The following is a 26726-nucleotide window of genomic DNA, read 5'->3' as shown; positions in this document are numbered from 1 at the left end:
ATCTGAAACCAAAAAGCACATCATTTGATGTGCTTTTTCTTGGCTCTTGGCTCTTGGTTCTCGATTTGTGTTATCAAGCTTATCTAGCCGCTATACGTTATTGAACAAGACTTCAATTCGAAGCGTGATATTCGCTTCTTCCGTGTGCTTTTCGTAAGGCTCTCGCTCCCACTGATAGCGCGGAGTAATCTCGTAAAATAGCCACTCTTTCCAAATGTTTTCTCGATAGGTAACCGACACTTGCGAGTATTCGTAGTGGTTATATGGCTCGCTGGTCGCGTTTATCGTGGCGCTGTATTGCAGAGCTTGGTCTTGAGAAAGGTAATGGTACAAGGTAATGCCCGTACCATACTCCCAGCCTTTGAGGTCATCGTTATAGCCAGCAAAGTTAGACCAACGCGCTAAGAAATCGTCACTCAAAGAGAGATCAAAATCGATATCAGTGATCTCTCCCGTCTCTTTCTTCTCTTGATACACACGTTGAGTTAGCCGGAATACTGCATCTGTGGTGAGCGGGTAGGTAAAACGATAGCGAGCCTCTATTCTTGGGCGCAATGTCGCTTTGATATTGAAACTACTATAACCCTTGGCATAGGCGTCATAACGAAGGCCAAGAGCATTCTCTAACTCTTCAGAATCTTGTGGGAAGAAGTCTAAGAATTCTTCATCACCAACAGACTCGTAGATTAGCTTAAGCCTTTTACTGACAAAGGGTAAATGTAAGCGTGCGTTTAGTTTGGTGGAGTAATCTACGTCACCGCCCTCAGAATAGATGAAATCATTATACCAACGTACAGAGGTTCCTGCTCTGGCGTCTTCGGTAATACGGTCATCCACAAAGAAGTTATCGAACCATATTGCGGGCTGACAAAACTTGCTGTTTAGGTAGTGGTAAGCTTTTTCGACGCGCGTGTCTTCTAACGGTTGGCTGTGGCACTCATCCTGTTCCTCCGCGAAGGCAGAGTGGGAAACGAGCGATGCTAATAATGAGGAGCTAACTATCCAACGACTCAATGGAACCTGTTTGTCATTCTATGTATCAATAGTTTGACTATAACTAAGCAGTTACGACAATGCGACTTTTAAAGAGATTTATCTGGATCAGTGGCTATTTAAAACAGAGACTTGAATAGCATATGGTAGGTAAAGAAAACGGGCTCAGTAGGTGAGCCCGTTTGTCGATAAGTTTATAAGTGACTTAATGGCAGATTACATTGCCGCTTCGAAAATCGCAGAGATTTCTTCGTGGGTCGCTTGTTTAGGGTTAGTAAAACCACATGCGTCTTTCAGTGCGTTGTCAGACAGAGTAGGGATATCTTCTAGCTTCGCACCAAGTTGCGCGATACCTGTTGGGATGTTCACGTCATTTGCTAGTTGAACAATCGCTTCGATCGCAGCTTCTGCACCTTGCTCTGGTGACATACCTTCAACGTTAACGCCCATTGCTTTTGCAACATCACGTAGACGCTCAGGACAAACTTGCGCGTTGTAGCGTTGAACGTGTGGTAGCAAGATAGCATTACATACACCGTGTGGAAGATCGTAGAAGCCGCCTAGCTGATGCGCCATCGCGTGAACATAACCTAGTGACGCGTTGTTGAACGCCATACCCGCCATGAACTGTGCGTAAGCCATTTGCTCACGTGCTTCAATGTCTTCGCCGTGCGCTACTGCCGTTCTTAGGTGAGCTTGTACAAGTTCAATTGCTTTAATCGCTACAGCGTCTGTTATTGGTGTCGCTGCGATAGAAACGTAAGCTTCGATTGCGTGTGTTAGCGCATCCATACCTGTTGCAGCAGTCAGTGATGCAGGCTTAGCAAGCATTAGTTCAGGATCGTTTACTGAAATAAGCGGTGTTGTGTGCTTATCAACGATAGCCATCTTAATGTGGCGCTCTTCATCTGTAATGATGCAGAAACGTGTCATTTCTGAAGCGGTGCCCGCAGTCGTGTTGATAGCGATAAGAGGCATCATAGGTTTTTCAGATTGATCGACACCTTCGTAATCTGCAATCTTGCCGCCGTTAGAAGCAACCAAAGCGATACCTTTCGCGCAGTCGTGTGGAGAACCGCCACCTAGAGAAATAACGAAATCACAGTCGTTGTCAGTCAGTAATTCAAGACCATCATTTACGTTTGTGATGGTTGGGTTTGGTTGAGTGCCATCGAATACCACAGCGTCTACACCGCGCTCGCTAAGAAGGTCTTGTACCTGCTTAACCACGCCAATTTGGTTTAGGATTTTATCGGTTACGATTAGACCTTTTTTAAAGCCTTGAGACTGAATGCTATCAGCAGCATCCTTTAGACAGCCAGTACCCATGAAGTTGATTGTAGGGATGTAAAATGCACTAGACATTGGAAAACTCCGGTTAATTATGATTTTTAATTGCCTATATGTTGTCGGCAAACAACTGGTCGACCATTGATCTGGAACAACTTTGATTCCGAACTACCACTTTCTGGCTATTGGTTGTGATAGGGCTCATATAGCAATCGTTTTTATGGTTTTCTGATGTGTATATTGCCAGTTATGGATAGCGAATGATTGATAGATTTTTGGCCAGTATGCTGCTCTATAACCATGAAAAATAAAGGTTATTCAGACACTGCCGGTTCGCGTTCTTCTTCTGTTCGCTCTTGAACAGAATCAGTACTGCACTCGACCTGAGTTTCTGATTGCTCAGGCGAATCTGACGCTTCTTGAGGCTCTTCATCGTAGTATTTGACCAGGAATGGAGTGAGCATGACGGATGACGGTAAGAAGTGCTTCATAGTACCTCCCGGTACATTTCGTGTATTTCCTTTATGGTATTGGTTTAATATGTGGCAAAATTTGCGATACATCATGACTTGTTGCTTGTTTTCTATAAATTATTAGAACTATATTCAGGCTCACAAAAATGGTAGTAGAATGCACACTTAACCGTTGAGGTTAGGAAAGAACAAAATATAAATTCGGCTCGATAGCGCGAATAATAGGACAGATAATGAAGTACGATTGGATATTCTTTGATGCGGATGAAACCTTGTTCCACTTTGACGCTTTTCAAGGAATGAAGCTAATGTTCTCACGTTTTGGTGTGGATTTTAGCGAGCAGGATTATTCCGTTTATCAAGAAGTTAACCTACCACTATGGGTAGACTATCAAGATGGCCGAATTACGGCTGATCAACTGAAGCACACACGCTTCGAAAGCTGGGCACAAAAGTTAGAAACAACAACTGCAGAATTAAACAGCGCATTCCTAACAGCAATGGCGGACATCTGTTCTTTGCTACCGGGTGCCAAAGAGCTAATGGAATCGTTACAAGGCAAAGTGAACATGGGCATTATTACTAATGGCTTCACTGAGCTGCAATCGATCCGTTTAGAGCGCACTGGCATGACCGATTACTTCGAACATGTGATCATTTCTGAAGAAGTCGGCGTTGCTAAACCAGATGCTGAGATCTTTGAACATGCACACAAGCTTGTTGGCTTACCAGCAAAGCAGCGCATTTTGATGGTGGGAGATAACCCACACTCAGACATTTTAGGTGGCTTAGATTTTGGTATCGAGACCTGTTGGTTAAACAGCCAGGAGAAGGCGACGCCAGAAGGTATTAACCCTCATTATCAAGTGAAGTCTTTGGCTGAACTACAAGCACTTCTGTTAGCGTAACAGCTCACTGACTTTAACTTTATTCATTGATCATCTCTTTATTCGTTGATCGTTAGGGCGTGTTGATCTTTCGAGCTGATTTTTGCAGCGAGTTGCTGGGTATTTATACAAGGCAGAGGCTTTGATGTGTAGCTAGCCTACATGAGATGCCGATAACGCAGTAGAAATGACCAGCAAACGCTGCCCGAAGGGTTCGGCTAAAAGCGTTTTACTCTTTGTTGAGGGAGATTTGCTTAGAATGACTAGGCTACTTCTCCCTCGCCGCGATTAAAGCGCTTTTATCTCGAACAAAATTTAACCACGAAAGTTCAACACGCCCTAATAGCCGAGTACAATTCTGTGCTCGGCTACTTAATTTCTACAGGTTTCACTTTTCGATTGTGGTACTCAGGCGTATTTATGCTTTAAGCTGCCACGATAACTACTCATAATAAATAGAAGGAATAAGCGTGCTGAAATCTCATCGCCATAGCTGCTACGGCATTGCTGCCATTTTACTTTGGAGCTGCTTAATTGCGTTATCTCGTAGCGTGTCAGAGCAATTAGGCCCAATTGGCGGCGCAGCCAGTCTTTACACAGTGAGTTCACTGTTTTTGGTTTGCGTGATGGGGTTACCTAAGCTGAAACGCTTCTCAAAGTCTTATTTGTTGATTGGTGGCGCGCTGTTTGTTTGCTACGAGATCTTTCTAGCCTTGGCATTAGGCATGGCAAATAACCGACATCAAGCCTTAGAGATGGCGGTTATCAATTACCTTTGGCCTGCGCTGACAGTATTGTTTGCGGTATTACTTAGCGATAAAAAGATAAATTGGCTGGTTTACCCAAGTATCTTTTTAGCTTTCTTTGGTGTGGCTTGGAGCATCAGTGGCGACCAAGGCCTCTCTGTTGAACAGATTGCGGCAAATATCGCGACTAACCCCAAAACCTATTCGATGGCGTTCTTCGGCGCGATTATTTGGGCGGTTTACTGTAATTACACTCAGAAAGTTGCGAAAGGGCAGAATGCGATTGTGTTGTTCTTTATCGCTACAGCGATCACCTTGTGGATCAAATACGCACTGAGCAGTGAAACCGGTATGGTAATGACGAGCAGTGCCGCGATTGATTTGGCTCTGGCGGGCGTGTGTATGGGCGCGGGTTACGCGCTTTGGAATACCGCGATATTGGGTGGCAACATGGTCTTTCTCGCAACTATGTCTTACTTCACGCCAATTTTTGCAACCTTACTCTCTTCTATGATTTTAGGTTTAACGCTGACTATCACATTTTGGCAGGGAGTATGTATGGTGACGATTGGGTCGCTGGCTTGTTGGTGGGTTACAAGAGAGAAAAAGCCGACGGTTAAGGCGTCGGCTTCTGAAGAGGTTCAATCTTAATAGCAATTGTGTTTATCTACCGATTGCTAGGATGAGAATTAGCTTGCGATATTGAGGTTCAGTTGAAGCTCATATGGCATCTTAGATAAGCGTCGCTTTAGTTGGCGGCGCGTACGTTCAATATCATCGACCGCAATCGCTTGTTGGTCGTTGGTATGAATATCAACGTTGATTCTTAGCTCAGGACCAACCTTCGTCACACCGATTAGCTCCAAATCTTGTTCTGCTTCTTTGTCTACCGCGACAACGTTCTTATCTACCGCGTCACAAATTTCTTTGTTTGCCGACATCATTAGTAGCTCACGCATAGCTTCTCTTAGCATATCGAACGGTACTTTGATGAAGTAGAAAGACATCAGCAACATCATCATCGGGTCGGCATACACAGCGTACTCTGCGAACGGCGAGAATGTCATTGACCAAGCCACGACGAAACCTGCTGTTACCGCGACACTCAACAGTGTATCCATTTGCCACTGCTTAGACTCAGCTTGAATCAAGCCTGATGAAATGCTCTTACTCTTCTTAGCGATATACCACCATGCATAACCACAGCCCAATACGTTAAAAATACCAAACAGAGTTGCGATAGAAGCATCAACTTCACGACCACCTGTCATCAAAGCGCCAATCGCTGAATACAGTGAATAACCAACCACAAGTAAAATGACAGCGGCTTTAATCGTGATGACGATAGGTTCAATGATCGCACGACCAAACGGGAATTCACGATCAGAAGGGCGATTAATGTATTTTGAGGCAGCTAGTGACAATAAAGTTAACAGTAAGCTGATAAGAGAGTAGACACCGTCAAATACTATGACCAGAGAGCCAACGAGAAGACCCAACACCAATCCGCCAATAGCGAAGCCTGATGCTAAAAGGGCTGAGAACAATAGAACTCGATTTTCGTTTTGGCTTTTCCTGTCACACATAATATTTTCCAGATGTTTTTGATAATTTCATTGTTCTAATATTGAGCGAGATTTTCAAACTTTATCTGATGATGTTTATGTTACAGAACATGGTTTTTTATATTATTCATTTTAATTCAGTTATTTACATTAATTTTCAGGTGTCAGTAAAATTGACGATGACTGTTTTCGTGGACTAGTGTGCAACTGAATCAAGATCGCTTATCATTAATAATACACATCATTCAGCGGTGTTTTATAGCGCAGTGAAGGGCATTAGCGCTTGGAATCGTGGGAAAGAAAGGATGACGATGAAGTTTGATGATATTAGCGATAGCGATTTGTGGGCAATCGCTAACCCTATTATGGATAATTTGATGGAGGGCTCAACCAATGTTGATCATGCCCAACATTGTCGCGACTTTACTCAACGAATGAAGGACATAGTGACACCTGAGTATTTAGAAAAGGTGTGCCATCATTATCAACACAGCAACGGCTTTTTTGCAGAGCGCGAACCTGTTGCGGTGTTTAGGCGTTCTGATTCCGTCGCTTTTATATGGAAGCAGGCATACACCATTGCCAAAGGCGAATTCGTTGCTGAAATGGTGCTAGTTGAAGAAGACGGACGCTATTTAGTTGACCACGTGATGGTCTTCTAACAAGCGCTAATTAGAAATCAAACAAGTAATCGCTCAGCTGGTCCGCAAGCCAGTTCATACCTGGGTGTTCTGCCATCCCGGCTGCCGTAAACATGCAGTAATCTTCTTGAGTCAGGCCGTAGGTGTGTTTGATCACTGCTAGTTCTTGTTCACGCAGTAAGTGACGAATCAATGGCTCTGGCATTACGCCCCATGCCTCTTCACGTAAAATCGTATCCAGCATAAAGTCAAAGCTAGAGAAACCAATGTAACGACGAGAGAAGGGCTCAAGCTCTGGATTATCTTTTTCATTGAGATAAACCATGGTCGCTTGCATCGAATTTCTTAGTACTTCGTCGGAGACGCGGCGCATTGCACTCAGGTCATGTCCTTTTTTACACACAGACATCATCCGAATCTTACCAAGCGGGTTATAGATGATTCGTGGGTCGTCTACACGTTCGTAATCAACACCGAATGCAAAATCAACTTGTTGAGTTTCGACGAGGTTGGCTAAGTCGCCACTCGATGCTAGAACGAAGTTGAAAGAAGTAGAAGGGTACTTGTTATTCAGCGTGTGAGATAAATCTTGCCACATTTCATCGGGTAGAGAATCATCGCGAGCAATCCATATCTCGGCGTTGAACTCACCAGAAACATGGAGGCAGGTTTGTTTAATACGCGCTGCTGTCACTAACATTCCTTCGCAATCTTTATAGATGGCTTTGCCTGCTTCAGACAGCTCGACGTGGTTGCCGCTACGTACGAAAAGTTCTACATCTAACTCTTTCTCCAAGGCTTTGATCGACATACTAAGCTTGGTTCGGTTGCATTCTAGCTGGCGAGCAGCTTCAGAGACTGACCCTAAATCAGCAACAGAACAGAAGGCTTGGACTTGAGAAAGGTTCATTTCATTTCCAGATTAGGCGGGTATTGGTGCATATTATATTGAATATTGTGCTGGCTATCTTAGAAATAGTCCATCTTTGCATGATAACTCTATGACGAATTGACTAATTTAGTTTACTCTGGGCAGGTTCCGAACCTACAAGAAGTAAAGATGGAGGCCATGATGGCGAAACAATGGGACGAGTACGCCGTTGATTGGGATAAAGATCCCGCGACCGCAGTATTCGCACAGTCCATATTTGACCAGTTAACACAGCTCGTTGATTTAAACGGAACCCGTGTCCTTGATTTTGGTTGTGGTACAGGACTACTCAGCCAAAAAATATCTCCTTTAGCAAAAGAGATCATCGCACTCGACATGTCTGAAGGGATGATTGAAGAGCTAGACAAGAAAGAACTACCCAACGTTGAACCGGTTGTTGATATTCTATCGCGCGGGCTTGCAGCGCAGCATCCAGCATTCCGAAATCAGTTTGACCTAGTGGTCGCGTCGTCGGTTTGTGGCTTTATCCCGAACCTACAAGACACAGTAAGCCTGATTTATACGCTACTCGAGAACGATGGCACATTTGTTCACTGGGACTGGTGTCTAGAAAACGGTAGTGATGATTACGGCGTAAGCCCTGAGCGTTCAGAGAACGTATTGAGTGCTGCTGGATTTTCTGTCGTTGAAGTATCGACACCTTTCTCCGTTGATACCCCGCAAGGTAAGCTAAAAGTGCTGATGGGCGTTGGGCGTAAGTAGTTCATTTGAAGCTTATGGCTAAGTGTTTAACGAGAACTAAAATCCAAAACACGTTTTAGCAAACAAAGTAATATATAAATAACCGAACCCACATCAACGGTCTTAGTGCCAGTTATGTGGGTTTTCTATTTTTAATTGTTGAGATTTATGACACTTACTAACGTTTTAAACGCATAAATCCGCCCCTCGAAAATCACCCAATTACAAACTACTTATTTCCATTTTGGAAATGTATCCTTGCATACATTTCACTAGTGGAAACTAAATGGCCAGATATAAAATAAGCCCATAACAATTTTAAGGGTTTTATCATGAGCCACCAATCTGCTTCTCCACAACTTTCCAAGCAGCAACAACGCTTTAGCAATATCATTTCAGATGCCAATCTGTCACCAAAACAGAAGTCGAGCTATCTTGCCTTAGAGGCTGAAGCGAGCCTACCGTACATGCCGGTAAGTAGTGAAGTAGAGCAAGCCTTACAGCAAGGCGTGTTATGTGACATGTTTGAAGGTCACGCCCCATTTAAGCCGCGCTATGTGCTTCCCGATTATTCTAAATACTTACATCAAGGCTCAAAGTACTTAGAGCTTAGCGCGGCAACTAATTTCGATGAAGCATTGAATATGCTTACCATCCTTTACCATCACGTTCCATCGGTCACATCTATTCCGGTTTACTTAGGTCAATTGGATGATGTATTAATGCCTTTCGTTGGCGACTTAACAGAAGAGCAGGTTTATCAGAAGCTTAAGTTATTCTGGATCATGCTGGACCGCACACTGCCAGATGCGTTCATGCATGTGAATATCGGGCCAACAGACAACGTTATCTGCCGTACTATTTTGCGAGTTGATGCTGAACTCAAGCAGATTGCGCCAAACCTTACTTTTATGTATGACCCTGCTGTAACACCTGATGATTTGCTACGTCATGCTGCGAGCAATATTTGTGAATGCAGTAAGCCACACATCGCTAACTACCCAGCACACGCTGCGGCATACGGTGATAAGCGCTTTGGCATCGTGAGTTGTTATAACTCTCTTCCTTTGGCTGGTGGTTCAAACACGTTAGTACGTATGAACCTAAAACAAGTAGCGTTGAAGTCTGAGGACAGTTTCGATTTCCTACAGCAAGTGTTACCACACTACAGCGCTATCATGGTTGAGCTAATGAACGCTCGCAGCCGCTTCTTGCATGAAGAATCTAATTTCTTCAAGGGTTTCTTAACCCAAGAGGGTCTGATCGAAGAAGACCGCTTCGCACCAATGTTCGGCATCTACGGTATGGCTGAAGCTGTGAATATCTTGATGGAGAAAGAGGGTAAAGCTGGGCGCTATGGTCATGACGAGCAAGCCAACCAACTTGGGCATCGCATTTCAGAAAAACTGGCTGAGATCGTTGATAGCTCTGAAGTGAAATATGGTCTAGAAGGCAAGGCTCTATTGCATGCTCAAGGTGGTATCAGCTTAGATGAAGGTGTAACACCAGGTGTGCGTATCCCTTATGGAACCGAACCAGATCCTGTCTCTTACGTTCGTGCGACAGCGGGTCACCACAAGTTCTATACCTCAGGTATCAGTGACATTTTAACCATCGACGAAACCGTGAAGTCAAATCCAGAAGCGATGTTCAACCTGTGTAAAGGTGCGATTCAAGCAGGTTACCGTGAGTTTACCGCTAACGTTGCCTCGAACGACTTAGCACGAGTGACAGGTTACATGATTAAGCTGTCTGACATCGCTAAATACGACGAAGAAGGTTCACGCACCAACACAACTTTCTTAGGAGCTGAAGCGGCGAAAAATACGGGCATCTTAGAGCGTAAACCGCGTGTGGCAGCCTTAGAGATGTCGCCAACGTACGAATAACCTAGTGTTCGAAGCACATTAACTATGAAAATTTCTGATCTAACAACTCAAATGGCTAGGGTTAATAACAATAAGACAGAAAAACAAGCGAAGGTCAGCCGTGTGCTGACCTTTTCTTGTGTTGATGGACCGGGAAATCGGCTTGTACTGTTTCTACAGGGGTGCAATTTCGACTGTATAACCTGTCATAACCCTCATACCATCAATCACTGTAATCATTGCGGAGATTGCGTTAGTGGCTGCCCAAGTGGTGCCTTGAGTACTATTAGTGGCAAAGTGATATGGGATCCGGTGGCTTGCACCAATTGTGACCAGTGTATTGATGTTTGTGGTCATAAATCGAGCCCGAAAATCACCACGATGACGGTTTCAGAAGTGCTAGAGCTTGTGAGACATAACCAGTTCTTCCTGAGTGGTATTACCGTGTCGGGCGGAGAAGCGACCATGCAGTTGCCGTTTATCATTGATCTATTTGAAGCGATGAAAAGCGATGCGCAGCTAGCGCATCTCACATGTTTTATTGATAGCAATGGCTCGCTGTCAAAACAAGGTTGGGACAAGGTGTTGCCTTATCTTGATGGAGCGATGATTGATCTTAAATCTTGGCAATCAGAAACCCATAACTGGCTAGTGGGAAGAGGGAATCATCGTGTGTTTGAAACCATCAACTATCTAGCGGAACAAGGTAAGTTACACGAAGTTAGGCTTTTGCATATTCCTGGTAAGAGTGACCTTGAGGAAGAGATAAACCAAGTTGGGTATTACTTGAAAGGATTGCCAGCTGATGTTCGGATTCGACTCAATGCTTTTCAACATCACGGCGTGATTGGCGAGGCGTTGGAGTGGCCGAAGTGTACAAAACAACAGATGCAAAGCTTCCACGACAAGCTCTACGCGATCGTTCAAAGGCCGATGCAAACGCCAGAGGTGTACACTTAATATTCACTGTCATCCATGACCGAAGAGTTAGGCTTCTAAAAACAGGTCACACAGCCATTTGATCGCCTGATCATTCATGTTTGGCTTGTTCCACACTAAGCTGTACGCCACTTTTCCGTAATCGAAGGGGAGTGGCTTACTCACTAATCCATGCGCTTGCTTGGCATGTTCAGCCCACTGTTTCGAACAAGTGAACAGGAAAGGTGTATTGTGACAAAGCACAGCCGCTGCCCCAAAATCAGCGACCGAAATAGCCATCTCTCTCGGCTTATGGCGTTGCACTAGGCTTTGCTCAAAGTAAGGCTGTGACAGTTCATTATCTAAGATGCCAATGTGCTTGTAGTTTAGGTAACCCTCTACCGTCAGCTCTTGCTGTGCGAGCGGGTGATGAGCACCCATCAAGCAAACCATCTCATCCGGCAGGATCGTTTCCCACACCAGCTCTTTGTTGTCTGTTGGAGGTTGAGAAATATCGTGAGGCAATAAGATCAAATTAACCTTGCCGCTGAGCAAAGCATCGAACCCAAGCTGCTGTTTCGAATAGATATGAAGTTTTGCTTTCGGAGCAAGCTCTGTGGTGATTCTGCTGATTTTAGAGGCGAATACTTCAAAGGTACTCTCCCGCATCGAGAGTGAAAAGCTGCCTTGGTATTCCTCTGGAGCGAAGCTCTTCTGATGAAGCAATCCGTTCATGCTGGAAAGAATCGCGTGAACCGTTGGAGCGATTTGAAGAGCAAAGGGCGTTGGGATGAGCTTAGTGCCATCTCGGTAGAACAGCTCGTCGTTGAGGATCTCACGAAGCTGAGACAGGGTCTTACTCACACTTGATGGGCTAACACAGAGCTGCTCAGAGGTTTGAGTCACGCTATGGGTATTTAGCATTATATGTAGAGCAGTGAGGTGCTTAAGGCTCACTCTCGATAAGTGTAAGTAATCCATGTATGACTCACGAATTCAAATTGGCTTGTGATTTTGAATTTACAGCAAAACCGAGCAAGCCAAAATGATAAAGGTTATTTACGAGCTAACTTATGGTGAGCTCGTGAAAAGTGGCCTGCACAAAATGCACCTACGATGGAAAGCTCACCGGCTAAACACAATGCAGCACAAACCTCAGCTAAGGCTTGGGATTTACCATTGCCGTGCAGGCCTAGCAAATCAAGACACGCTTTTTGGCTTGGAAGGCTTGTACCACCACCAACAGTACCCACCATTAGGTTAGGAAGTGTTACGCTTGCGTATAAGCCGCCTTCTTTGTTCAACTCCATGCGAGTCATGCCAATGGCAGATTCTGCAACACACGCTGCGTCTTGTCCGCAAGCGATGTAAAGTGCAGCCAGTGCATTAGCGTAATGGGCATTGATACCGATAGTGCCGCTAAGAGCGCCGCCCACAGTGGTCATTTGACCAAACTGAACCATCTTCTCTGGCGTGGTATGTAGATACTTAGCCACCAGTTCTGCTGGGATATTAACTTCAGCGGTTACCTTTTTACCACGAACGCTGCGCAAGGTTTGGGTATTCGCTTTCTTATCACCCGACAAGTTACCATCAAGGAAGGCATGGTCAGGCTTAACTGGTGTGTGTTCGATGATGTACTCAAATACCGCGTTGGTCGCGATGGTCACCATATTCTGACCAGAAGCATCTCCGGTTAGAAACTCAAACACCAAATAAACATGGTTGCCTTCAATGTTGATATTGATATCGGTCAGTTTGCCGTGGGAAGTCGTAGATTCAGCTAGGGTTTTAAACTTCTCATACTGAGTTACTGCCCATGCTACAAACTGTCCAGCTTCAACTAAACCTTGGAATGCAAAGCCAGGGGTGCGTGTTACGCCTTCATTGAGCAACATTGCACTCGCGCCACCACAAGCACTAATGAGCTTAGAGCCTCGGTTATAAGATGCGACAAGTGCTGCTTCGGTTGTTGCCAGTGGAACTAGGTAATCACCTTGGGCAAACAAGCCGTTGACGCGCAATGGGCCAGAAATACCGACAGGCACTTTCACTGTGCCAACGAAGTGCTCGATGTTTTTTTCGTAGGCTTGCATCTGACTTTCGGTATGAGGGTCGAGTAGCTCTTGTTGTGATTCTGCGTTGTCGAGAGCCGTCCAACGGCGTGTCACATTCTTTTCTGTCAGGTAAGGGCTAGGAGTCAGCTTGTTTGCTGGCTTTTCAAAATGAGGCTGGAGTTTATTTTCTAATTCGTCTGCGGAGATATCGCCCCCTAAAATAGAAACATAGTCACGGCGATGCAGATTTAGTTTTGGCATAAATAGTATGAAGTAAAGTTTGTGCAGCAAAATGGTTTGCGCTGATTCTACCGAGTAATAAACCAGAAACAAGCGCCAGATATAATGAGTTACAGTTTGTGTGCTTATTACGTCAAAAAGTATTAAAAGTGCTTGAACCAAAGGGATTCAGACTACAGGAACCGGACGTTAAATTCGATTATAGATCAGTTCAACAGATCAGCACGGCCTAGATATGGATATCGAGTAGGCTACCAATGGCTTCATTTTGGCGATCAACTACACTAGCACCGACTCGGTTATAGCTAGCACTTTGGGTTAATTTGATCAGTGCATCGTTTGATGAAGAAGAGGGTTCTGACTCTTTGTCTTTGAATGAAAGGGACTGTTCGGGTTCAACTTGATTAAAGCTGAGATCACTGCCTTTGAAAACATCATCAGATTCAAAAGTATCTTTAGAGACTGGGGGGTGCTCAGACGCTTGTTTGAGCTCGATCGCCGCTTCTTCAGCCATGTTGGCAGACTGCTGAATAATGGCGTAACCAGATTGAATACCAGATATCGACATAGCAGGACCTTTAATTGACGTATGGGAAGAGTCTAGGTGGACGATATTTTAAGCGCAATGTTGAGAAGGGGAAATCTACGGTGAAACGGTGAACTTAAGCTAAAATAGTGATATCTGTCTATTAACTGAACAGATCGTTAAGTGCATTTAGCTCTTCGTCGGTAAGCAGAGTTTCTTTCTCTGTTTCCAGATTACCGTCAATCTCACCCTGCAACGCTTTTAGTTGCTCCGGGTTAAGAAGCTGGATCTGCTGTTTAAATGCTTCAAATTGTTGTGTATTCATAATGTGACCTTGCTGCAATTCCATATGCTCTAATGAGCATAGACTACTGTTACCGGAAATCAAACAAGATTAAGTGAATATTAAAATAAATTTGTCGTTTCCTAGAACTAAGACAACTATAGGTTTCTGTGGTCGTTTTTTGTCCGAGGAATGTTAAGCAAAGTTATGGCTTGGTCAATCAAGGTCAGAAAATTCTTACAATGTAAAAATCGTCCTAGCCCTTTTGTAGTAAGGGTAGGCAAGGAGTTGCTCTACCCAGTTATAGGTATTTGTGAAGAGAAGTATTACTGTAACAAGTGATCAAAAGGTGAGCGATTTATGCTATCTTTTTGTTTTTACAGTATTTTGTTTGCTTTTCAAGAATCTTCTTTATCGAGTGGTTTATCAATCTTTACCTTAACCGCAAATTTGGTCGCTAGCGTATGCAGTTCTGGAAGCATTCGATAGATCAAATGCAGCTGCTGTAGGACCATCCTGACAGAACTCTCATCTTCTTCTCGCCATTCACTTAAACGCTTGTCCAAATCCGGATCGTAAGTATTTTTAACCTCACATTGCTCGCAGTGAGAGTAAAGCTGATCATTAAGTGCGTCGAGGTGCTCATGTATCACACGGTGAGCGTCTAATACTAGCTTGTGTGTCGCTTCGTCGTCGATACGAGTTCTATGGGCTCCTAACGCCGAAATGTAGCTTAATAGGGCGTGGTTGAGTGTTAGAAAACGGAAACTCTCATCTTCAGAAGTACGGTATTTCCCAGGTTCGACTAACATACTGCTGATCGCCACAGTCAGATTCGCATCGTTATTGTGCGCACTGCGACGAGCGATACGGTAATTCAGCGTGTCTTTTTTGCCGACTCGGTACTGACCGATGATTTGCGCTAGATAGTTTTTGTTGGCGTCCAGCGCGTCAGCCATTACCTTGTGTAGTCGCTTTGATTGCCAATCGGGTAACACATAAACCACTGCCAATACCGCCAAAGCACAGCCAATGAAGGTATCTGCAAGCCTTGGCAGAACCACCGCATAGCCTTCACCAAGCTGGTTAAAGCAGAACAGTACCAATAGGGTGATGAAGCCTGTCGCGAAGCCGTAGTTATTAATACGGAACGCAAAGAACATCACACCACTGATCACAATGAATACCAACTGGCTTTCTTGAGAAGGGAAGAAGGTCAACAGTGGCACACCGATCAACAGGCCAGCAACGGTACCAATAACACGCGCAGTCAGCTTTTGGCGGGTAGCACTATAGTTTGGTTGGCAAACAAACAATGTCGTTAGCAAGATCCAATAACCGCGTTCGATCTCAAACCCTTGGATGATCCCGTAGCCAAGTGTCAGTGTGATTGCCATACGAATGGCATGGCGAAAGAGCATAGAGTCAGTATGAAGGTTGGCTTTGATCTTCTGCCACATTGCCGAGAGCGTATGTGGGTTGGTGTCGTCTAATACATCTTCCTCTAGCTTTTCCGCATCTGGGTTACTGATGTTTGATAGCTGCTTCTCAACGGTCGCTAGGTTACTGAACAGATAATCCAGTTGGTTCAACAACGGCTTCCATTCAGGCTTATTTTGTTGATGTAGGTGGTTGAGTGAAGACATTAATTCATCCAGCGCTAACACTGACTTATCACCATGTTGATACTCGGTGCCGACCTTGAGTGAGCTCGCCACCTCTTTACATGCCGTTGCCTGCGCTTCCAGTAGGTATTTGAAGCGGAATAGCACATCAGAGCGTTCAAAGTGTTTAGCAAGCTCTTGATAACGATAGTGGGTCGAACTCACACGCTCGTGAATGTCTTGCGCGATGAAATAAGTGTTTAAGAAGCGGTCACTAGGGCCATCAATGTGCCCACGCTTAGAACGGTTAAGTAGCGTTGCTTTACACATGTTGAGCGCATTCACGGTACTCGCATTCAATTTGGCTTCAATAATGCGGTGTGGTTGAGGAATAAGGTCAGAAACAGGGTAGAAAAGCTCAGCCTTAGATTCCATGTAGGTGCCAATTTGGTCAAACACCGTAGCAAGGTTCTGCTGTACAGGTTGCATCGGCCACACGATTTGCCAAATCATCGACATGAAGTAGTACCAAGCCGCGCCCGTTAAGAGTAATAAAGGTTGAAACCATAAGTTGATGCTCTCATGGGCGCCGAGCATGGTGTATATGGCCACTAGCAGAGAACCAAAGGCGATACTGGCGTATTTAGGCCCGATTGCACCCAGCATGATGAATGAGAATGTTGACGCAAATAAACCTAATGCAAACAACCAGGGGGTGTCGAAAAGTAGTTCAATAGAAAAAGCGGCGACAGCAAAACAGATAAAGGTTAGGGTCAGGGCTTTTAAGCGACCGGTAAAGCTGTCATCACTTTCGGCCAATGCCGCAGCGATAACACCTAAAATCAACGGGGTGATGAGTGTGTTCTGTCCATAATACCAAGCAGGTACGACTACTCCGAGCAGAGTGATGAGAATTAATACGCTGTAATTTATGGTTTTATTCGCCCAATAGAGGCGTAATTTGGCTGAAAAGTCCACAGTCACTCGCTTGACGCACTAAAAACCATAATCCTAACAGAAATCAAGCACAAGAATTTGATACTTATCCATAATTGTCCATAGGTGGTCATGAAAGCGTCGATAAGATATGAGATATTATTAATTCTCATTGCATCATGATATAAATTCAATATTCCCAATTAAGAGCACACTCCAATGCAGCTAAGCGCTAACAAGACTGCACAATTTTTTATTCAAAATGAATACCATCAGGTTGAACTCGATGGTTCACGTCTGCTGTTGTCGTCAGTGGGCAGTGAGGAACGTATCCCGTTTACTATTTGGAGTGGCAAGATCGCGATCAAACGCGGATTGTTTTGGGGATCGTTACAGTTTTTTGCTAACCAACAAGACGGAAAGCAGCGCAGTTGGTTAGTTCAAGGTCTACCTTGGGACCAGTGTCGTCAGTTTGCACGTGCATCTGTGGCGGCATACCAGAAATGGCACGACACACAGTGTGAGCAGCTGGCCGAACACGTACCTCAATGGGAAGCTGAGTTATTACGCTTAGAGCAACTTCCAGCCTTTCTTCCTCATTCTAAAGTCAACACTTGGGTTGAGAAGGTTAACTCTGGCCTAGAGAGTATGACGATGACTTTGGACGAAGCTGCGCAGCGTATGCCAAATCGCATCGCAAGAATGCAGCGGTGGTTGTCAGACACCGAGGTTAAACAAGCGGAAAGAAACCAGCAATGGCTTGAGACCGAGAGAAAAAACTGGGAAGTGTTGTTTGCTCAGTGTGAGTCATCTCCGTTGAACCTGTCACAGCAATATGCGGTTTTGATGAACGATGACCACAATCTGATTCTTGCAGGTGCGGGCTCAGGGAAAACCAGTGTTCTGACAGCACGTGTCGCTTATTTATTGCAAAGTCACCAAGCGCAAGCCGAAGAGCTTTTATTGCTTGCCTTTGGTCGTGAAGCGGCCGAAGAGATGAAGCAGCGCCTCGACAGTAAAATTGGGTTGTCCGCTGAGAAGGTTCAAGTGAATACCTTCCACCAGTTGGGTTTGAAGATCTTGAATGAGGTTGAAACCGAACGTGTGGTGATTTCTCCGTTAGCACTTGATGATAACCAGCGCCAAGCATGGTGTATTGATTGGTTGAAGAAGCACTGGATGACGCCTACCAACTTCAAACGTTGGCAAAAACACTTATCTAAATGGCCGATTGCTTACCTGACGGGTGATGACGAGCTAGGCAGTCACGTTTCAAACCTTAAACTGATTGGCTGGCTTGAAAAGCAACTAGAACAGCTGAACGCATCAGGCTTAACCAAGAAAGAAGTACAGCAGCAGCTTATTGACCACCGCGATTACACACGTCTTAACAGCGAACTATCACTTTGCTGGCCATGTGTTACGGCGTGGCAAAAGGCACTGAAAGAAGAGAACCATATCGATTTCTCGACCATGATCAGCCGTGCAACTCAGTACGTCGAAAAAGGTAAGTTTATCTCGCCTTGGAAGTTCATCATGATCGACGAATATCAAGATATCTCTCCTGATCGCCTTGCCTTGGTAGAGGCACTGTGTAACCAGTCTAAAGCGGAGCACCAAGCGTCTATTTTTGCCGTGGGTGATGACTGGCAATCCATCTACCAATTTGCGGGTGCAGACGTTGATTTAACTACAGGTTTTAAAGATCGTTTCGCGAGCTCGACAATTCATCACCTCGATACCACGTATCGTTTCAACAATCAGTTGGGCGCAGTAGCGAATCGCTTTGTGCAGGAAAACCCAATTCAGTTGCCGAAAGAGCTGAACAGCTTCAAGCAACAGAAGCAAAAGGCGGTATACAGTGCGCCAAGTAAAGAAGTTGAGAAGATTCTTGATCAACTTAACCGTCAATCTAAAGGCAAAACTAACAAGTCGGTGTTATTGCTTGGTCGTAACCACTATCACAGGCCAGAATTATTGGAAGACTGGAAGAAGATTTTCACCTCCATTGATATCAACTTCATGACTTGTCACGCCAGTAAGGGTAAAGAAGCAGACTTCGTTATTATCCTTTGCGTGGATGAAGGACAATTCCCAGCGAAGAAGAAGCAACTGCATATTGATGGTGCATTGACTGAATCGTCAGACGTGTTCCCATACGCGGAAGAACGTCGCTTGTTCTACGTAGCGATGACACGTGCTAAAGAGAAAGTGTGGATCACGCACAGTGGCGATGGTTCTGGCTTCGTACAAGAGCTACACGGCTCCGACTACCCTGTAGTCCGTAAAAAGTAGTCGTCTAGCTAGGGTGTTTAGGTAGGGGTTTAAGTCGCATTCGCCTGTATTTTATTTGCAGACATAAAGCAGAAGGACATGCATATGGAACATGGATCAATCAACTATATCGAATTTGCCGCGAAAGATATTGCAGCGACCAAGGCGTTTTTCGGCCAAGCGTTTGGTTGGCGCTTTGAGGACTATGGTCCTGAATATTCCGCTTTTGAAGGTAAAGGGTTAATGGGCGGTTTTTACTTGGCTGATTTGTCTTCTGATGCAGAAAAGGGCGGGGCATTGATGGTTTTCTACAGTGAAGATCTCGAACAGACCGAACGTGACGTGCTTGATGCGGGGGGAGAGATCAATCGTGAAATATTCAGTTTCCCAGGTGGTCGACGCTTTCATTTTCGTGAGCCAAGTGGCAACGAAATGGCGGTGTGGAGTGACAAATAGCTTTGTTCATAACTCTATATTTAGATAAAAAGAAAGCCTGCGATTAAGCAGGCTTTTTTGTCTGTGACGTACTCATCTGTCTTAACGAGAATTAGGTACGCTCAGCCAGATACGCTTCGTAATCTGGAATCTCGATAACAACTTCTTCTTCAAGTAGTGAAGAGTTGAAAAGGAAGTTCGCAGTAGCGCGGTTGGTTGCTACAGGAATGTTCCAAACACTCGCGATACGCAGTAGTGCTTTTACATCAGGGTCGTGCGGTACGGCATTGAGTGGATCCCAGAAGAAGATCAGCATGTCGATCTTGCCTTCTGAAATTAGAGCGCCAAGTTGTTGGTCGCCACCCATTGGGCCACTGATCATGCTCTTGATTGCTAAACCTGTCTCTTTGCTTAGCAGAGAACCCGTTGTACCCGTCGCATAAAGGAAGTGGCTTTGTAGCTTCTCTTTATTCTCTTTTACCCATCTTAGAAGCTCAGGTTTGAAGTGGTCATGAGCGACTAGAGCGATATGTTTATGCGTTGGCATAGTACGCGTTGTTTTTTGCATGAATGTTCCCTAAATTATTGTTCGTATTTTTATAGTTATTGAGTGCTTGGTTCAATATAACACTATGGATTCACACTGAATACCGGCCGAAACTCAGAAGGTGACAATGAATCGGCAATAATTTGATCTTTGAGTGTTGCAGGGGTCAGAGCTTCAATTTTTGGTGCACTGTGCATCTCGTAAGGTTGGTCTCGTAGATAGCTCACCGCTTGTTTTACCGACAAGCGACCCTGTTCCACCATTTTGTCTGTTGGTGCAAAAAGTACCTTGTTTCGCAGCAAACCTCGGTAAGTCCCGTGACTTAGGTAGCTAGAAATCAGCCCAATCTCATCGGTTTTGTCCGCCGCTCTTAGCTCGCTGATTGCAGCCTCAACCGCGACGGCACTGCCGACAATGTATTTTACGTGAGCTTGTTCTATTACTTGTTGTACAAGATTGCGTTGTAGCTCTTTGTCGTTGTCAGCCCAATAGCTCACATCGATTTTTACATCGCTATCTTTAATCGCGTCATAGAATCCTAACGCCACAGGTTTGGTGCCGCCACTCGCTTGAGGGCCAAGCAAGAGTGCAATGGGTGTTTCGCCTGAACCTTTAGGATGAAGCTTGGCAAGGTATTCACCTACTTGAAAGCCCATCTTGTACCAATCAACACCAACCGTGCCTTTCAAGACTTTTTGCTGCTCCTTGCTTAGTGTTAACTCATTCACGGTCGCAAACACTGGTGTCGATCCAACCCAGTCGGTGAGGTTATCGTGATAGGCGTCTGGTGATACTGTGCCTAAAATAATGGCATCGGCACCCCATTGAGTACAAAGCACGAGTTGCGAGGCTTGCTTGCCGATATTTGGGTAGCCTCCAGCTTCTAGCACTCGTAGCTCAACCTGCAATTTTTCGGCTTCGGAAATCATGCCGTAATTCACAGATAACCAATAGGAATCCTTGAGGTGTGGGTAGATGGCGCAAATCTTCTCTTTTTGTGACGTCGCAGTTGCCGGTTTGATAGGGCTTAATAGCTCATCAGCGCTAGCGGAAGAGGCGGCTAACGCAAATAAAGATAAAAGAAGTTTTGACGCGAAGGATTTAGTGCGCATGAATTGCCGTTTTATTGGTTTTAGATAAGAAACACTGCAAAATATAGCGTATTCTGCAGGGGTAAAGAAGAACGTTTTAAGGTTTAGGTTTTATGTTGTTAGCTTCAGCAAGTATTGGACGCAAGTTGCTGGCCTCATTTTTAGTGATGGCGATGCTCGTTCTTTTGTCAGCATTGATCGGGGTATCTGGATTTAGCTTTGTTGCAAAAACAGAAAGAAACGTCGTCGATTCTGCTTTGCCTGCGATGATTGAAGCTCGTCAGGTGTCTGAGTTGAGTAATCGTATCATTTCGTCTGTGCAAACTCTTTCTAATGCGAGAAATGAAGCTGAGCGAAAAGAAGCTGGCACACTGCTGTTTGATCAGCTCGAGTCTTTGTTGCAACACATCAAAGACCTGGGTGTCGATAGTTTCGACTCAGAGCTGCTGCATAAACTTGAAAATAACGTGCAGAGCGTTATCAACACGCTAGCTGAACTGGGCGTTTCAGTAGAACGTAAACTCTGGCTAACCAAAGAGCTGACGTCGCGCGTTGAAGAGATGCGCTTATTGGCTGAAGAGCTAGAACAGCTGACTCGAACTCAAGTGCTGAATACCGCAACCATAGCCGTTGCTAACGTTACCCATATCTATGACCTGCTAGAAACTAAAGAAACCGATAAAGCTTACCAAGCCTTGGATGCGCTGGTGGAAGTAGACCTTGACCTATCAGAGCGTCTTCACGAATTACACCTTCTTGCGTTTAAAATGCTTAACCAAATTGAGGAAACTCAAACGGTAACCAATGTTGAGCGTATCCACCAAATCCAGACCGAGTTTGAAGCGAATCATAGGATCATGGTGCGCCGCGTGAAAGCGGTAGAGGATCCAACACGTTCAGAGCAAATGTCTCAGCTTCTCCATGAATTACAAAAGCGCCAAGTGGTGTTTGATATCTCTTTGGAACAGTATGAGAACACCAAGAAGTCTGAGCTATTGATGCAGAACACATTAAAGCTATTCTCAGAGCTGAACACCACGGTAAACCAACTGATCGACGACTCCAACTTGAGCACAAAAAAGGCGGTAGATGAACTGACTTCTACGTTAAGCCTCGCGCAATGGTCGCTGTCGGTGATCTCTATTATTGGTTTGGTGATAGTGGCGTTTATTGTGTGGCGAGTGGTGTATGTGTCGGTCGTGAAACGCCTTGCTGAATACTCTGCTGCCTTGATGTCTATTGCTCAAGGGCGTCTCAATATCGATATCTCGGTAAAAGGTAACGATGAGCTTGCCCACATGGGTGAGGCGATCATCACAGCAAGAAACACTGCGCAGGCGCTACAAGTGGTGGCTGTGGGTGAGGCTAAAGCGAAACGAGAGCTAGAAGAACACAAAGAGCACCTTGAAGAGCTGATCACAGAGCGAACTTACCAGCTTCAACAAACCAACGAAAAGCTGAACGTCGAGGTGACGAATCACGCCAAAGCGCGAAGTGCCGCCGAGCAAGCGAGCCGTGCTAAGTCAGCTTTCTTGGCGACGATGAGCCATGAAATCAGAACACCTATGAATGGGGTATTGGGTACGGCCCGTTTGCTAAAAGATACCGGGCTGAACTCTCTGCAATCGGGCTATGCTGACATCATTAACCGCAGCGGTAAGAACTTATTAGCCATTCTCAACGATGTATTGGACTACTCTAAAATTGAAGCTGGGCACCTTGAGATAAGGATTGCGTCTTTTGACTTGCATCAAATGGTTCAAGATACCTATCAATTGATGGAAGGGCGCGCAGCCGAGAAGAAGCTTGGCTTTAGCTACCATATTGAGAGCGATGTACAGCGCTACTGGCGTGGTGATGTCACCCGTATTAGCCAGATATTGAATAACCTGGTTGGTAACGCAATTAAGTTTACCGATAAAGGTGATGTCGACATCTTCATCAGCTTAGATCTCGAAGATGAAAACCGCGTCATGTTTGAAGTGTCCGATACGGGCGTTGGGATACATGAAAGCGAACAAAAGTGCTTGTTTGATGCGTTTAGCCAAACCAACAGTGGTCGAAACACAACGGGTGGCACTGGGCTAGGTCTGGCGATCAGTAAACGCATCATGTTGGCAATGAATGGTGATATTGGCGTTCATTCAGAAGAGGGGGAAGGCAGTCAGTTTTGGTTCTCTTTACCGCTTCAAGCTGGTGAAAAAATCGAAACTAAAGCTGCAATGGTTGAAACCTGTATCCGCGCTAAAGTGCTGTTGATTGAAGACAACCCAGTGAACTGCATTGTTGCCGAAGGCTTCCTAAACAACCTAGGGCATGAGGTCGTGATTGCCACAACCGGACAAGAAGCTCGTCAGATATACAGTGAACAGGTCTTTGATATTGCACTTGTTGATATCAACCTCCCGGACTGCGATGGCGTTGAGCTTATTCAGCAACTGAAAGAGATCGAGGTTCAAGCATCTGCTTTAGACTGTTTACCTGAGAGCACGACACAGTATGCGCTTCCTATGGTGGCGGTATCGGCTCATGTGTTTAATGAAGAAGTAGAAAGTTATTTGGCGTCTGGCTTTGATGGCTTCTTACCAAAACCTCTTGAGAAAGAAGCGCTTGCAAGGCTGATTGTGACTCAACTAGATGGCAAGACCTTGCTATTGCCACAGCCTGATCCTAATGATTCGACCTGCCAAAGAAACCAAGATGGTTTTTGTGAAAAGCGTAATGAGAGCGACCTAGTAGTCGAAAGCAAAGTTAAACAGCCAGACCAAGAGGAAAGCCCTGTGACCACTTCTGATAGCAAACTGATAATTGATAGCAAAGTAATAGAAGGCGACTTGTCTATTCTTGGTTTGGACAAGATGAAGCAGATTGTCGGGCTCTTTGAACAAAGCAGCCTTGAAACGTTAAAAGAAATGGCTGACGCCAATGATGCGGAGAACGCCCGTGAGGTGAAATCGCTCGCTCATAAGCTCAAAGGGTCGGCTGGCAGCTTAGGACTATTAGCCTTGTTTGAATTGTGTAAGAACATTGAGATAAGCAGTGAGCCATTAACGCAATACAAGAACAGCTCTGAAGAATTAACAGAGCTAGTTAAAGACTCTCTAGCGGCGTTGCAACAACATGTCTGATATAGAATGTTCTCTGCCACATAATGAGCTTCTTAGGCTAAGCTGAGCTCTGTCTAACCGCGCAGCCAGAAACAAAAAATCCTCTGCCAAGACAGAGGATTTTTGTTTTTAAAGCGGCATCTGAGGACTAACGATTTTCGAAACGGTTGTAGTCCAACAGGCCGAACTCAATTGGTTGGTCTTGCTGGTACCAACGATGTACACGGTCACTGAATGGCCAGAACTCACTAGAGCTGCGTCGGATGGCAAACTTATCAAGCAGCGCCACGTAATCTTCTTCAGTCTGTAAGTTTTGTAGAGACTTCACTAGAGTTGGAATTTCCTTCTCTGTCAGTGATAGGTAAGCGGCTGGATAGCTGCCTACAATACCTCGGACGAGCGTTAAGTCGTCATTAGCGTAATCTCTGTTACCTTCTTCGTTAAACAGGCTAGAAATGTTGCTGTGAGCGTTGTTGTGAATCATGGTGAACAGCTGCTCTTCACCGTTTTCGCCTTCAATCATGATCATCACGAGTTGAGGGACATGGCGTAAGCCTTCACCTTTAACCAAGCTTACCTGTTTAAGCAGTGCTTCATTTTTACGGCTAAAGCCAGTATCAACGATCTCATAACGGTCATTAAGTATTGGGTTCAACTTATCTTTAAGCTTATCGAGCAACTCACGTTTTGGATCGGCCGTTTTGTACACCACGCTAGTTGGCTGATCAAAAGGTGCGATATTACGTTGCAAGAAGTCGCTCAACTGGACGCTTTGATTTTGGTACCAGCTTGAGTGCTCAAGGTGGCGTACATCCTTTGGTAGTAGTGTTAAGAAGTTACTTTCACCTTCAAGACGTAAGAAATCCATAAACATACGCGTTATGAGCTGGTGGCCGAAGTTTCCGTAAACATCGAAGCCAGCTACAAGTAGGTAATGAATTCTCTCTAAAAGTGCGTAATCCAGAACCCACGCGGTTTTTGGTTGAGGGCCTACTAAGCCTTGCACAACTGATGCACTGTCAAAGTGGCGGAAAACAGTGAGGGCAGCGTTCGGGTTGGTCCCATTGCCATCCCAGATAACGTCTGTCGTTAAGTTCTCGCCATTCTTAAACCATTTATTAGCAAAATCTGATTTCCCTTCTAGGTAACGTGCTTGCTGTTTTGAATATCTAACCCAGTTAGTTGCAGGAACCGTGTTACTTTCAAGTTCACTTGGAAGCTTAAGATTGTCACGTTGGCTTGCATAGAAGGCGTTGATCTCTGGAAGATCGGCTTTGTCTGGGTCGATAAAGAATACCCAGAATCGGTCGTTAATCACGTTCAATGCTAACTGACCACGACATACTGGGCCTTTGATGTAAGCCATGATGGTGTTCTGAGCGTTGTCGAGCATGAACTTAAAGCGAGAGTTTACCGGCAAAGCTTCAAACGAGGTCATTGGGTTCGCGGCAACATCAATATCGTAACTTGGCAGCTTATCTACAGTGTAATCGGCATCAACAAACCAAGTGTTCCAGCTTTGCAGGCGCTCTTCGTTGAGGGCAAAAGGCATGTGTGTCTTGTCGACAATTGTGCCTTGCTCAGGGATAAGACGGTAGTACACGCGTGGTACTTTTGGATCGTCATAAGGACGACGAGTGGTGATGCGCTTAACTGGTTCGCCAGGAGGTGTAGCAGAACGAACGATCGAGAAGAAACGTGTCGGCTGTCCTAACTCAGAAAAATAAACGTGTGATAAGAACAAGTGCTCATAGATGTAACGTGCTGAAAGCTGGCTCTTTCTTGAACTTTTGTTGAGGAACTTTTCGTAAGTATTAACCAGCTCTTGCTCAGCTTCACTTAGCGGAATATGTTCGTTCATCAAAGCGCCATTTTCTAGCCAGCTCATCAGAGTCGCGTATTCTGTCTTGTCTAAGTTAGGCATCCCATAAGGCATACCCCACGTAGGGTAATCTCTCTCATATTGAGCGTACTCTTCGATAGTCGGACACTTCTGGTCACGATCGATGGAAAAGTCGAAGCCTTCTAGCTGCGTTTGCTGCGGAAGTGGATGATTCTCTTTCTGAATCAACATACGAGAGACAAGCCCAGCATCTAAGTTAGCGGTCGAGTTCTGCATACGTTCGTTGAGAACAGGGTGGAAATCAGCGTCGCGCCACTCTTGTGTGGTCAACGCATCTTCAAACAAGCGAGTAGGAGCCGATGCCGTTAAACGCGTACCTTGATAAACCAGTGCTTTACTTGCACCTCGGTCGATACCCTCCACAGAAGACATTTTTAGTTGGCAAGGAGCATCATAGCAGGCGTGACAAACCACACATCGGTTATCAATGATCGGTTTAACTTCGTTGAGAAAGTGTTGCGATTGAGCTGAAAGGATAGGAGTTTGGCGATCACGAACTTGTTGTTCGCCAAACAGCTCATCGAAGTTTAGACCCGCGTACACGGCACAACCTGAGAACACGCTGACAAGAGACAAAATGAAGAGTTTTTTCAAATTCATACGTACTTAGATATTTGGCATTTTTTCTAATTATATCGAAAACGATTGAAAATGCTCATGTTCTGACAATTTTGTAGACAAGATCTCTATAGGATTGAGCGATTCGCAA

At 45.0% G+C, this 26726-nt stretch carries 22 protein-coding genes; 9 read left to right on the top strand and 13 right to left on the bottom strand.

Annotation, left to right across the window (positions count from 1 at the left end):
• Nucleotides 1-90: 90 nt before the first annotated feature.
• From F0232_RS20830 to F0232_RS20820, 3 genes are all read right to left on the bottom strand, one after another.
• Nucleotides 91-1014, bottom strand: coding sequence for a hypothetical protein (locus F0232_RS20830; protein ID WP_061031169.1), 924 nt, complete (start codon nucleotides 1012-1014; stop codon nucleotides 91-93).
• Nucleotides 1015-1209: 195 nt separating this feature from the next.
• Nucleotides 1210-2358: an L-threonine dehydrogenase gene (yiaY, locus tag F0232_RS20825; RefSeq protein WP_105058035.1), complete on the bottom strand. Its 1149-nt coding sequence runs from the start codon at nucleotides 2356-2358 to the stop codon at nucleotides 1210-1212.
• A gap of 239 nt (nucleotides 2359-2597) precedes the next feature.
• On the bottom strand, nucleotides 2598-2774 hold the full coding sequence (locus tag F0232_RS20820; protein WP_171731948.1) for a hypothetical protein: 177 nt from the start codon (nucleotides 2772-2774) through the stop codon (nucleotides 2598-2600).
• Nucleotides 2775-2989: 215 nt separating this feature from the next.
• Between F0232_RS20820 and yjjG the strand changes: the two genes are divergently transcribed.
• Together yjjG and yddG are read left to right on the top strand one after the other, a co-directional pair.
• Nucleotides 2990-3664, top strand: a complete 675-nt coding sequence (gene yjjG, locus F0232_RS20815; protein WP_061031167.1) for a pyrimidine 5'-nucleotidase — start codon at nucleotides 2990-2992, stop codon at nucleotides 3662-3664.
• A 449-nt stretch (nucleotides 3665-4113) separates the two neighbouring features.
• A complete protein-coding gene (gene yddG / locus F0232_RS20810) occupies nucleotides 4114-5040 on the top strand; it encodes an aromatic amino acid DMT transporter YddG (RefSeq protein WP_061031166.1) in 927 nt (308 codons plus the stop codon).
• 38 nt (nucleotides 5041-5078) lie between these two features.
• On the opposite strand, the gene F0232_RS20805 is transcribed toward yddG, so the two are convergent.
• Nucleotides 5079-5975, bottom strand: a complete 897-nt coding sequence (locus F0232_RS20805; RefSeq protein ID WP_061031165.1) for a cation diffusion facilitator family transporter — start codon at nucleotides 5973-5975, stop codon at nucleotides 5079-5081.
• 290 nt (nucleotides 5976-6265) lie between these two features.
• Between F0232_RS20805 and F0232_RS20800 the strand changes: the two genes are divergently transcribed.
• Nucleotides 6266-6616: a hypothetical protein gene (locus F0232_RS20800; protein ID WP_008218874.1), complete on the top strand. Its 351-nt coding sequence runs from the start codon at nucleotides 6266-6268 to the stop codon at nucleotides 6614-6616.
• A 10-nt stretch (nucleotides 6617-6626) separates the two neighbouring features.
• Here F0232_RS20800 and F0232_RS20795 read toward each other — a convergent pair whose 3' ends face one another.
• Nucleotides 6627-7505 (bottom strand): LysR family transcriptional regulator, encoded by an 879-nt coding sequence (locus F0232_RS20795; RefSeq protein WP_010428915.1) that lies wholly within the window; start codon nucleotides 7503-7505, stop codon nucleotides 6627-6629.
• Between the two features lie 162 nt (nucleotides 7506-7667).
• Here F0232_RS20795 and F0232_RS20790 point away from each other — a divergent pair, with 162 nt between their 5' ends.
• The 3 genes from F0232_RS20790 (at nucleotide 7668) to F0232_RS20780 (ending at nucleotide 11056) form a co-directional block, all read left to right on the top strand.
• The gene (locus tag F0232_RS20790) at nucleotides 7668-8249 is read left to right on the top strand and encodes a class I SAM-dependent methyltransferase (protein WP_105058036.1); all 582 of its coding nucleotides are present in this window, start codon (nucleotides 7668-7670) and stop codon (nucleotides 8247-8249) included.
• A gap of 311 nt (nucleotides 8250-8560) precedes the next feature.
• On the top strand, nucleotides 8561-10117 hold the full coding sequence (locus tag F0232_RS20785) for a YjjI family glycine radical enzyme (RefSeq protein WP_171750966.1): 1557 nt from the start codon (nucleotides 8561-8563) through the stop codon (nucleotides 10115-10117).
• Between the two features lie 24 nt (nucleotides 10118-10141).
• The gene (locus F0232_RS20780) at nucleotides 10142-11056 is read left to right on the top strand and encodes a YjjW family glycine radical enzyme activase (protein WP_105058038.1); all 915 of its coding nucleotides are present in this window, start codon (nucleotides 10142-10144) and stop codon (nucleotides 11054-11056) included.
• 27 nt (nucleotides 11057-11083) lie between these two features.
• Here the strand turns inward: F0232_RS20780 and F0232_RS20775 are convergent, their stop codons facing one another.
• From F0232_RS20775 to yccS, 5 genes are all read right to left on the bottom strand, one after another.
• A complete protein-coding gene (locus F0232_RS20775) occupies nucleotides 11084-11995 on the bottom strand; it encodes a LysR family transcriptional regulator (protein WP_032498365.1) in 912 nt (303 codons plus the stop codon).
• Between the two features lie 74 nt (nucleotides 11996-12069).
• Nucleotides 12070-13332, bottom strand: coding sequence for a hydroxymethylglutaryl-CoA reductase (locus tag F0232_RS20770; protein ID WP_105058835.1), 1263 nt, complete (start codon nucleotides 13330-13332; stop codon nucleotides 12070-12072).
• 208 nt (nucleotides 13333-13540) lie between these two features.
• Complete coding sequence (locus F0232_RS20765) at nucleotides 13541-13879, bottom strand: hypothetical protein (RefSeq protein ID WP_061031159.1); 339 nt, start codon at nucleotides 13877-13879, stop codon at nucleotides 13541-13543.
• Nucleotides 13880-14000: 121 nt separating this feature from the next.
• Entirely contained in the window at nucleotides 14001-14186 is a 186-nt protein-coding gene (locus F0232_RS20760) for a hypothetical protein (RefSeq protein WP_061031158.1), read from the bottom strand.
• A gap of 332 nt (nucleotides 14187-14518) precedes the next feature.
• A complete protein-coding gene (yccS, locus tag F0232_RS20755) occupies nucleotides 14519-16702 on the bottom strand; it encodes a YccS family putative transporter (RefSeq protein WP_105058039.1) in 2184 nt (727 codons plus the stop codon).
• Between the two features lie 177 nt (nucleotides 16703-16879).
• Between yccS and helD the strand changes: the two genes are divergently transcribed.
• On the top strand, nucleotides 16880-18955 hold the full coding sequence (helD, locus tag F0232_RS20750; RefSeq protein ID WP_105058040.1) for a DNA helicase IV: 2076 nt from the start codon (nucleotides 16880-16882) through the stop codon (nucleotides 18953-18955).
• Between the two features lie 84 nt (nucleotides 18956-19039).
• Nucleotides 19040-19390, top strand: a complete 351-nt coding sequence (locus tag F0232_RS20745; protein WP_105058041.1) for a VOC family protein — start codon at nucleotides 19040-19042, stop codon at nucleotides 19388-19390.
• A gap of 91 nt (nucleotides 19391-19481) precedes the next feature.
• On the opposite strand, the gene F0232_RS20740 is transcribed toward F0232_RS20745, so the two are convergent.
• A complete protein-coding gene (locus F0232_RS20740; RefSeq protein WP_008218843.1) occupies nucleotides 19482-19937 on the bottom strand; it encodes a methylglyoxal synthase in 456 nt (151 codons plus the stop codon).
• A 62-nt stretch (nucleotides 19938-19999) separates the two neighbouring features.
• The gene (gene torT, locus F0232_RS20735) at nucleotides 20000-21028 is read right to left on the bottom strand and encodes a TMAO reductase system periplasmic protein TorT (RefSeq protein WP_061031154.1); all 1029 of its coding nucleotides are present in this window, start codon (nucleotides 21026-21028) and stop codon (nucleotides 20000-20002) included.
• Between the two features lie 92 nt (nucleotides 21029-21120).
• Between torT and torS the strand changes: the two genes are divergently transcribed.
• Nucleotides 21121-24135 (top strand): TMAO reductase system sensor histidine kinase/response regulator TorS, encoded by a 3015-nt coding sequence (gene torS / locus F0232_RS20730; RefSeq protein ID WP_105058042.1) that lies wholly within the window; start codon nucleotides 21121-21123, stop codon nucleotides 24133-24135.
• 127 nt (nucleotides 24136-24262) lie between these two features.
• On the opposite strand, the gene F0232_RS20725 is transcribed toward torS, so the two are convergent.
• On the bottom strand, nucleotides 24263-26617 hold the full coding sequence (locus tag F0232_RS20725) for a fatty acid cis/trans isomerase (protein ID WP_105058043.1): 2355 nt from the start codon (nucleotides 26615-26617) through the stop codon (nucleotides 24263-24265).
• Nucleotides 26618-26726 lie beyond the last annotated feature (109 nt).

The sequence above is a fragment of the Vibrio sp. T3Y01 genome (assembly GCF_013114525.1).
Classification (GTDB): domain Bacteria; phylum Pseudomonadota; class Gammaproteobacteria; order Enterobacterales; family Vibrionaceae; genus Vibrio; species Vibrio chagasii_B.
Note: the sequence above shows the minus strand (reverse complement) of the source record. Positions and strands in the feature narration are given on the sequence as shown.

What these genes read in the sequence shown, in the direction of transcription:
- F0232_RS20790 (WP_105058036.1), top strand. Translation starts at nt 7,668, where the DNA reads ATGGCGAAACAATGGGACGAGTACGCCGTTGATTGGGATAAAGATCCC.
- F0232_RS20760 (WP_061031158.1), bottom strand. Translation starts at nt 14,186, where the DNA reads ATGGAATTGCAGCAAGGTCACATTATGAATACACAACAATTTGAAGCA.
- F0232_RS20820 (WP_171731948.1), bottom strand. Translation starts at nt 2,774, where the DNA reads ATGAAGCACTTCTTACCGTCATCCGTCATGCTCACTCCATTCCTGGTC.
- torS (WP_105058042.1), top strand. Translation starts at nt 21,121, where the DNA reads ATGTTGTTAGCTTCAGCAAGTATTGGACGCAAGTTGCTGGCCTCATTT.
- helD (WP_105058040.1), top strand. Translation starts at nt 16,880, where the DNA reads ATGCAGCTAAGCGCTAACAAGACTGCACAATTTTTTATTCAAAATGAA.
- F0232_RS20795 (WP_010428915.1), bottom strand. Translation starts at nt 7,505, where the DNA reads ATGAACCTTTCTCAAGTCCAAGCCTTCTGTTCTGTTGCTGATTTAGGG.
- torT (WP_061031154.1), bottom strand. Translation starts at nt 21,028, where the DNA reads ATGCGCACTAAATCCTTCGCGTCAAAACTTCTTTTATCTTTATTTGCG.
- F0232_RS20745 (WP_105058041.1), top strand. Translation starts at nt 19,040, where the DNA reads ATGGAACATGGATCAATCAACTATATCGAATTTGCCGCGAAAGATATT.
- F0232_RS20780 (WP_105058038.1), top strand. Translation starts at nt 10,142, where the DNA reads ATGAAAATTTCTGATCTAACAACTCAAATGGCTAGGGTTAATAACAAT.
- F0232_RS20765 (WP_061031159.1), bottom strand. Translation starts at nt 13,879, where the DNA reads ATGTCGATATCTGGTATTCAATCTGGTTACGCCATTATTCAGCAGTCT.
- F0232_RS20805 (WP_061031165.1), bottom strand. Translation starts at nt 5,975, where the DNA reads ATGTGTGACAGGAAAAGCCAAAACGAAAATCGAGTTCTATTGTTCTCA.
- yiaY (WP_105058035.1), bottom strand. Translation starts at nt 2,358, where the DNA reads ATGTCTAGTGCATTTTACATCCCTACAATCAACTTCATGGGTACTGGC.
- F0232_RS20740 (WP_008218843.1), bottom strand. Translation starts at nt 19,937, where the DNA reads ATGCAAAAAACAACGCGTACTATGCCAACGCATAAACATATCGCTCTA.
- F0232_RS20725 (WP_105058043.1), bottom strand. Translation starts at nt 26,617, where the DNA reads ATGAATTTGAAAAAACTCTTCATTTTGTCTCTTGTCAGCGTGTTCTCA.
- F0232_RS20800 (WP_008218874.1), top strand. Translation starts at nt 6,266, where the DNA reads ATGAAGTTTGATGATATTAGCGATAGCGATTTGTGGGCAATCGCTAAC.
- F0232_RS20775 (WP_032498365.1), bottom strand. Translation starts at nt 11,995, where the DNA reads ATGGATTACTTACACTTATCGAGAGTGAGCCTTAAGCACCTCACTGCT.
- F0232_RS20770 (WP_105058835.1), bottom strand. Translation starts at nt 13,332, where the DNA reads ATGCCAAAACTAAATCTGCATCGCCGTGACTATGTTTCTATTTTAGGG.
- yjjG (WP_061031167.1), top strand. Translation starts at nt 2,990, where the DNA reads ATGAAGTACGATTGGATATTCTTTGATGCGGATGAAACCTTGTTCCAC.
- F0232_RS20785 (WP_171750966.1), top strand. Translation starts at nt 8,561, where the DNA reads ATGAGCCACCAATCTGCTTCTCCACAACTTTCCAAGCAGCAACAACGC.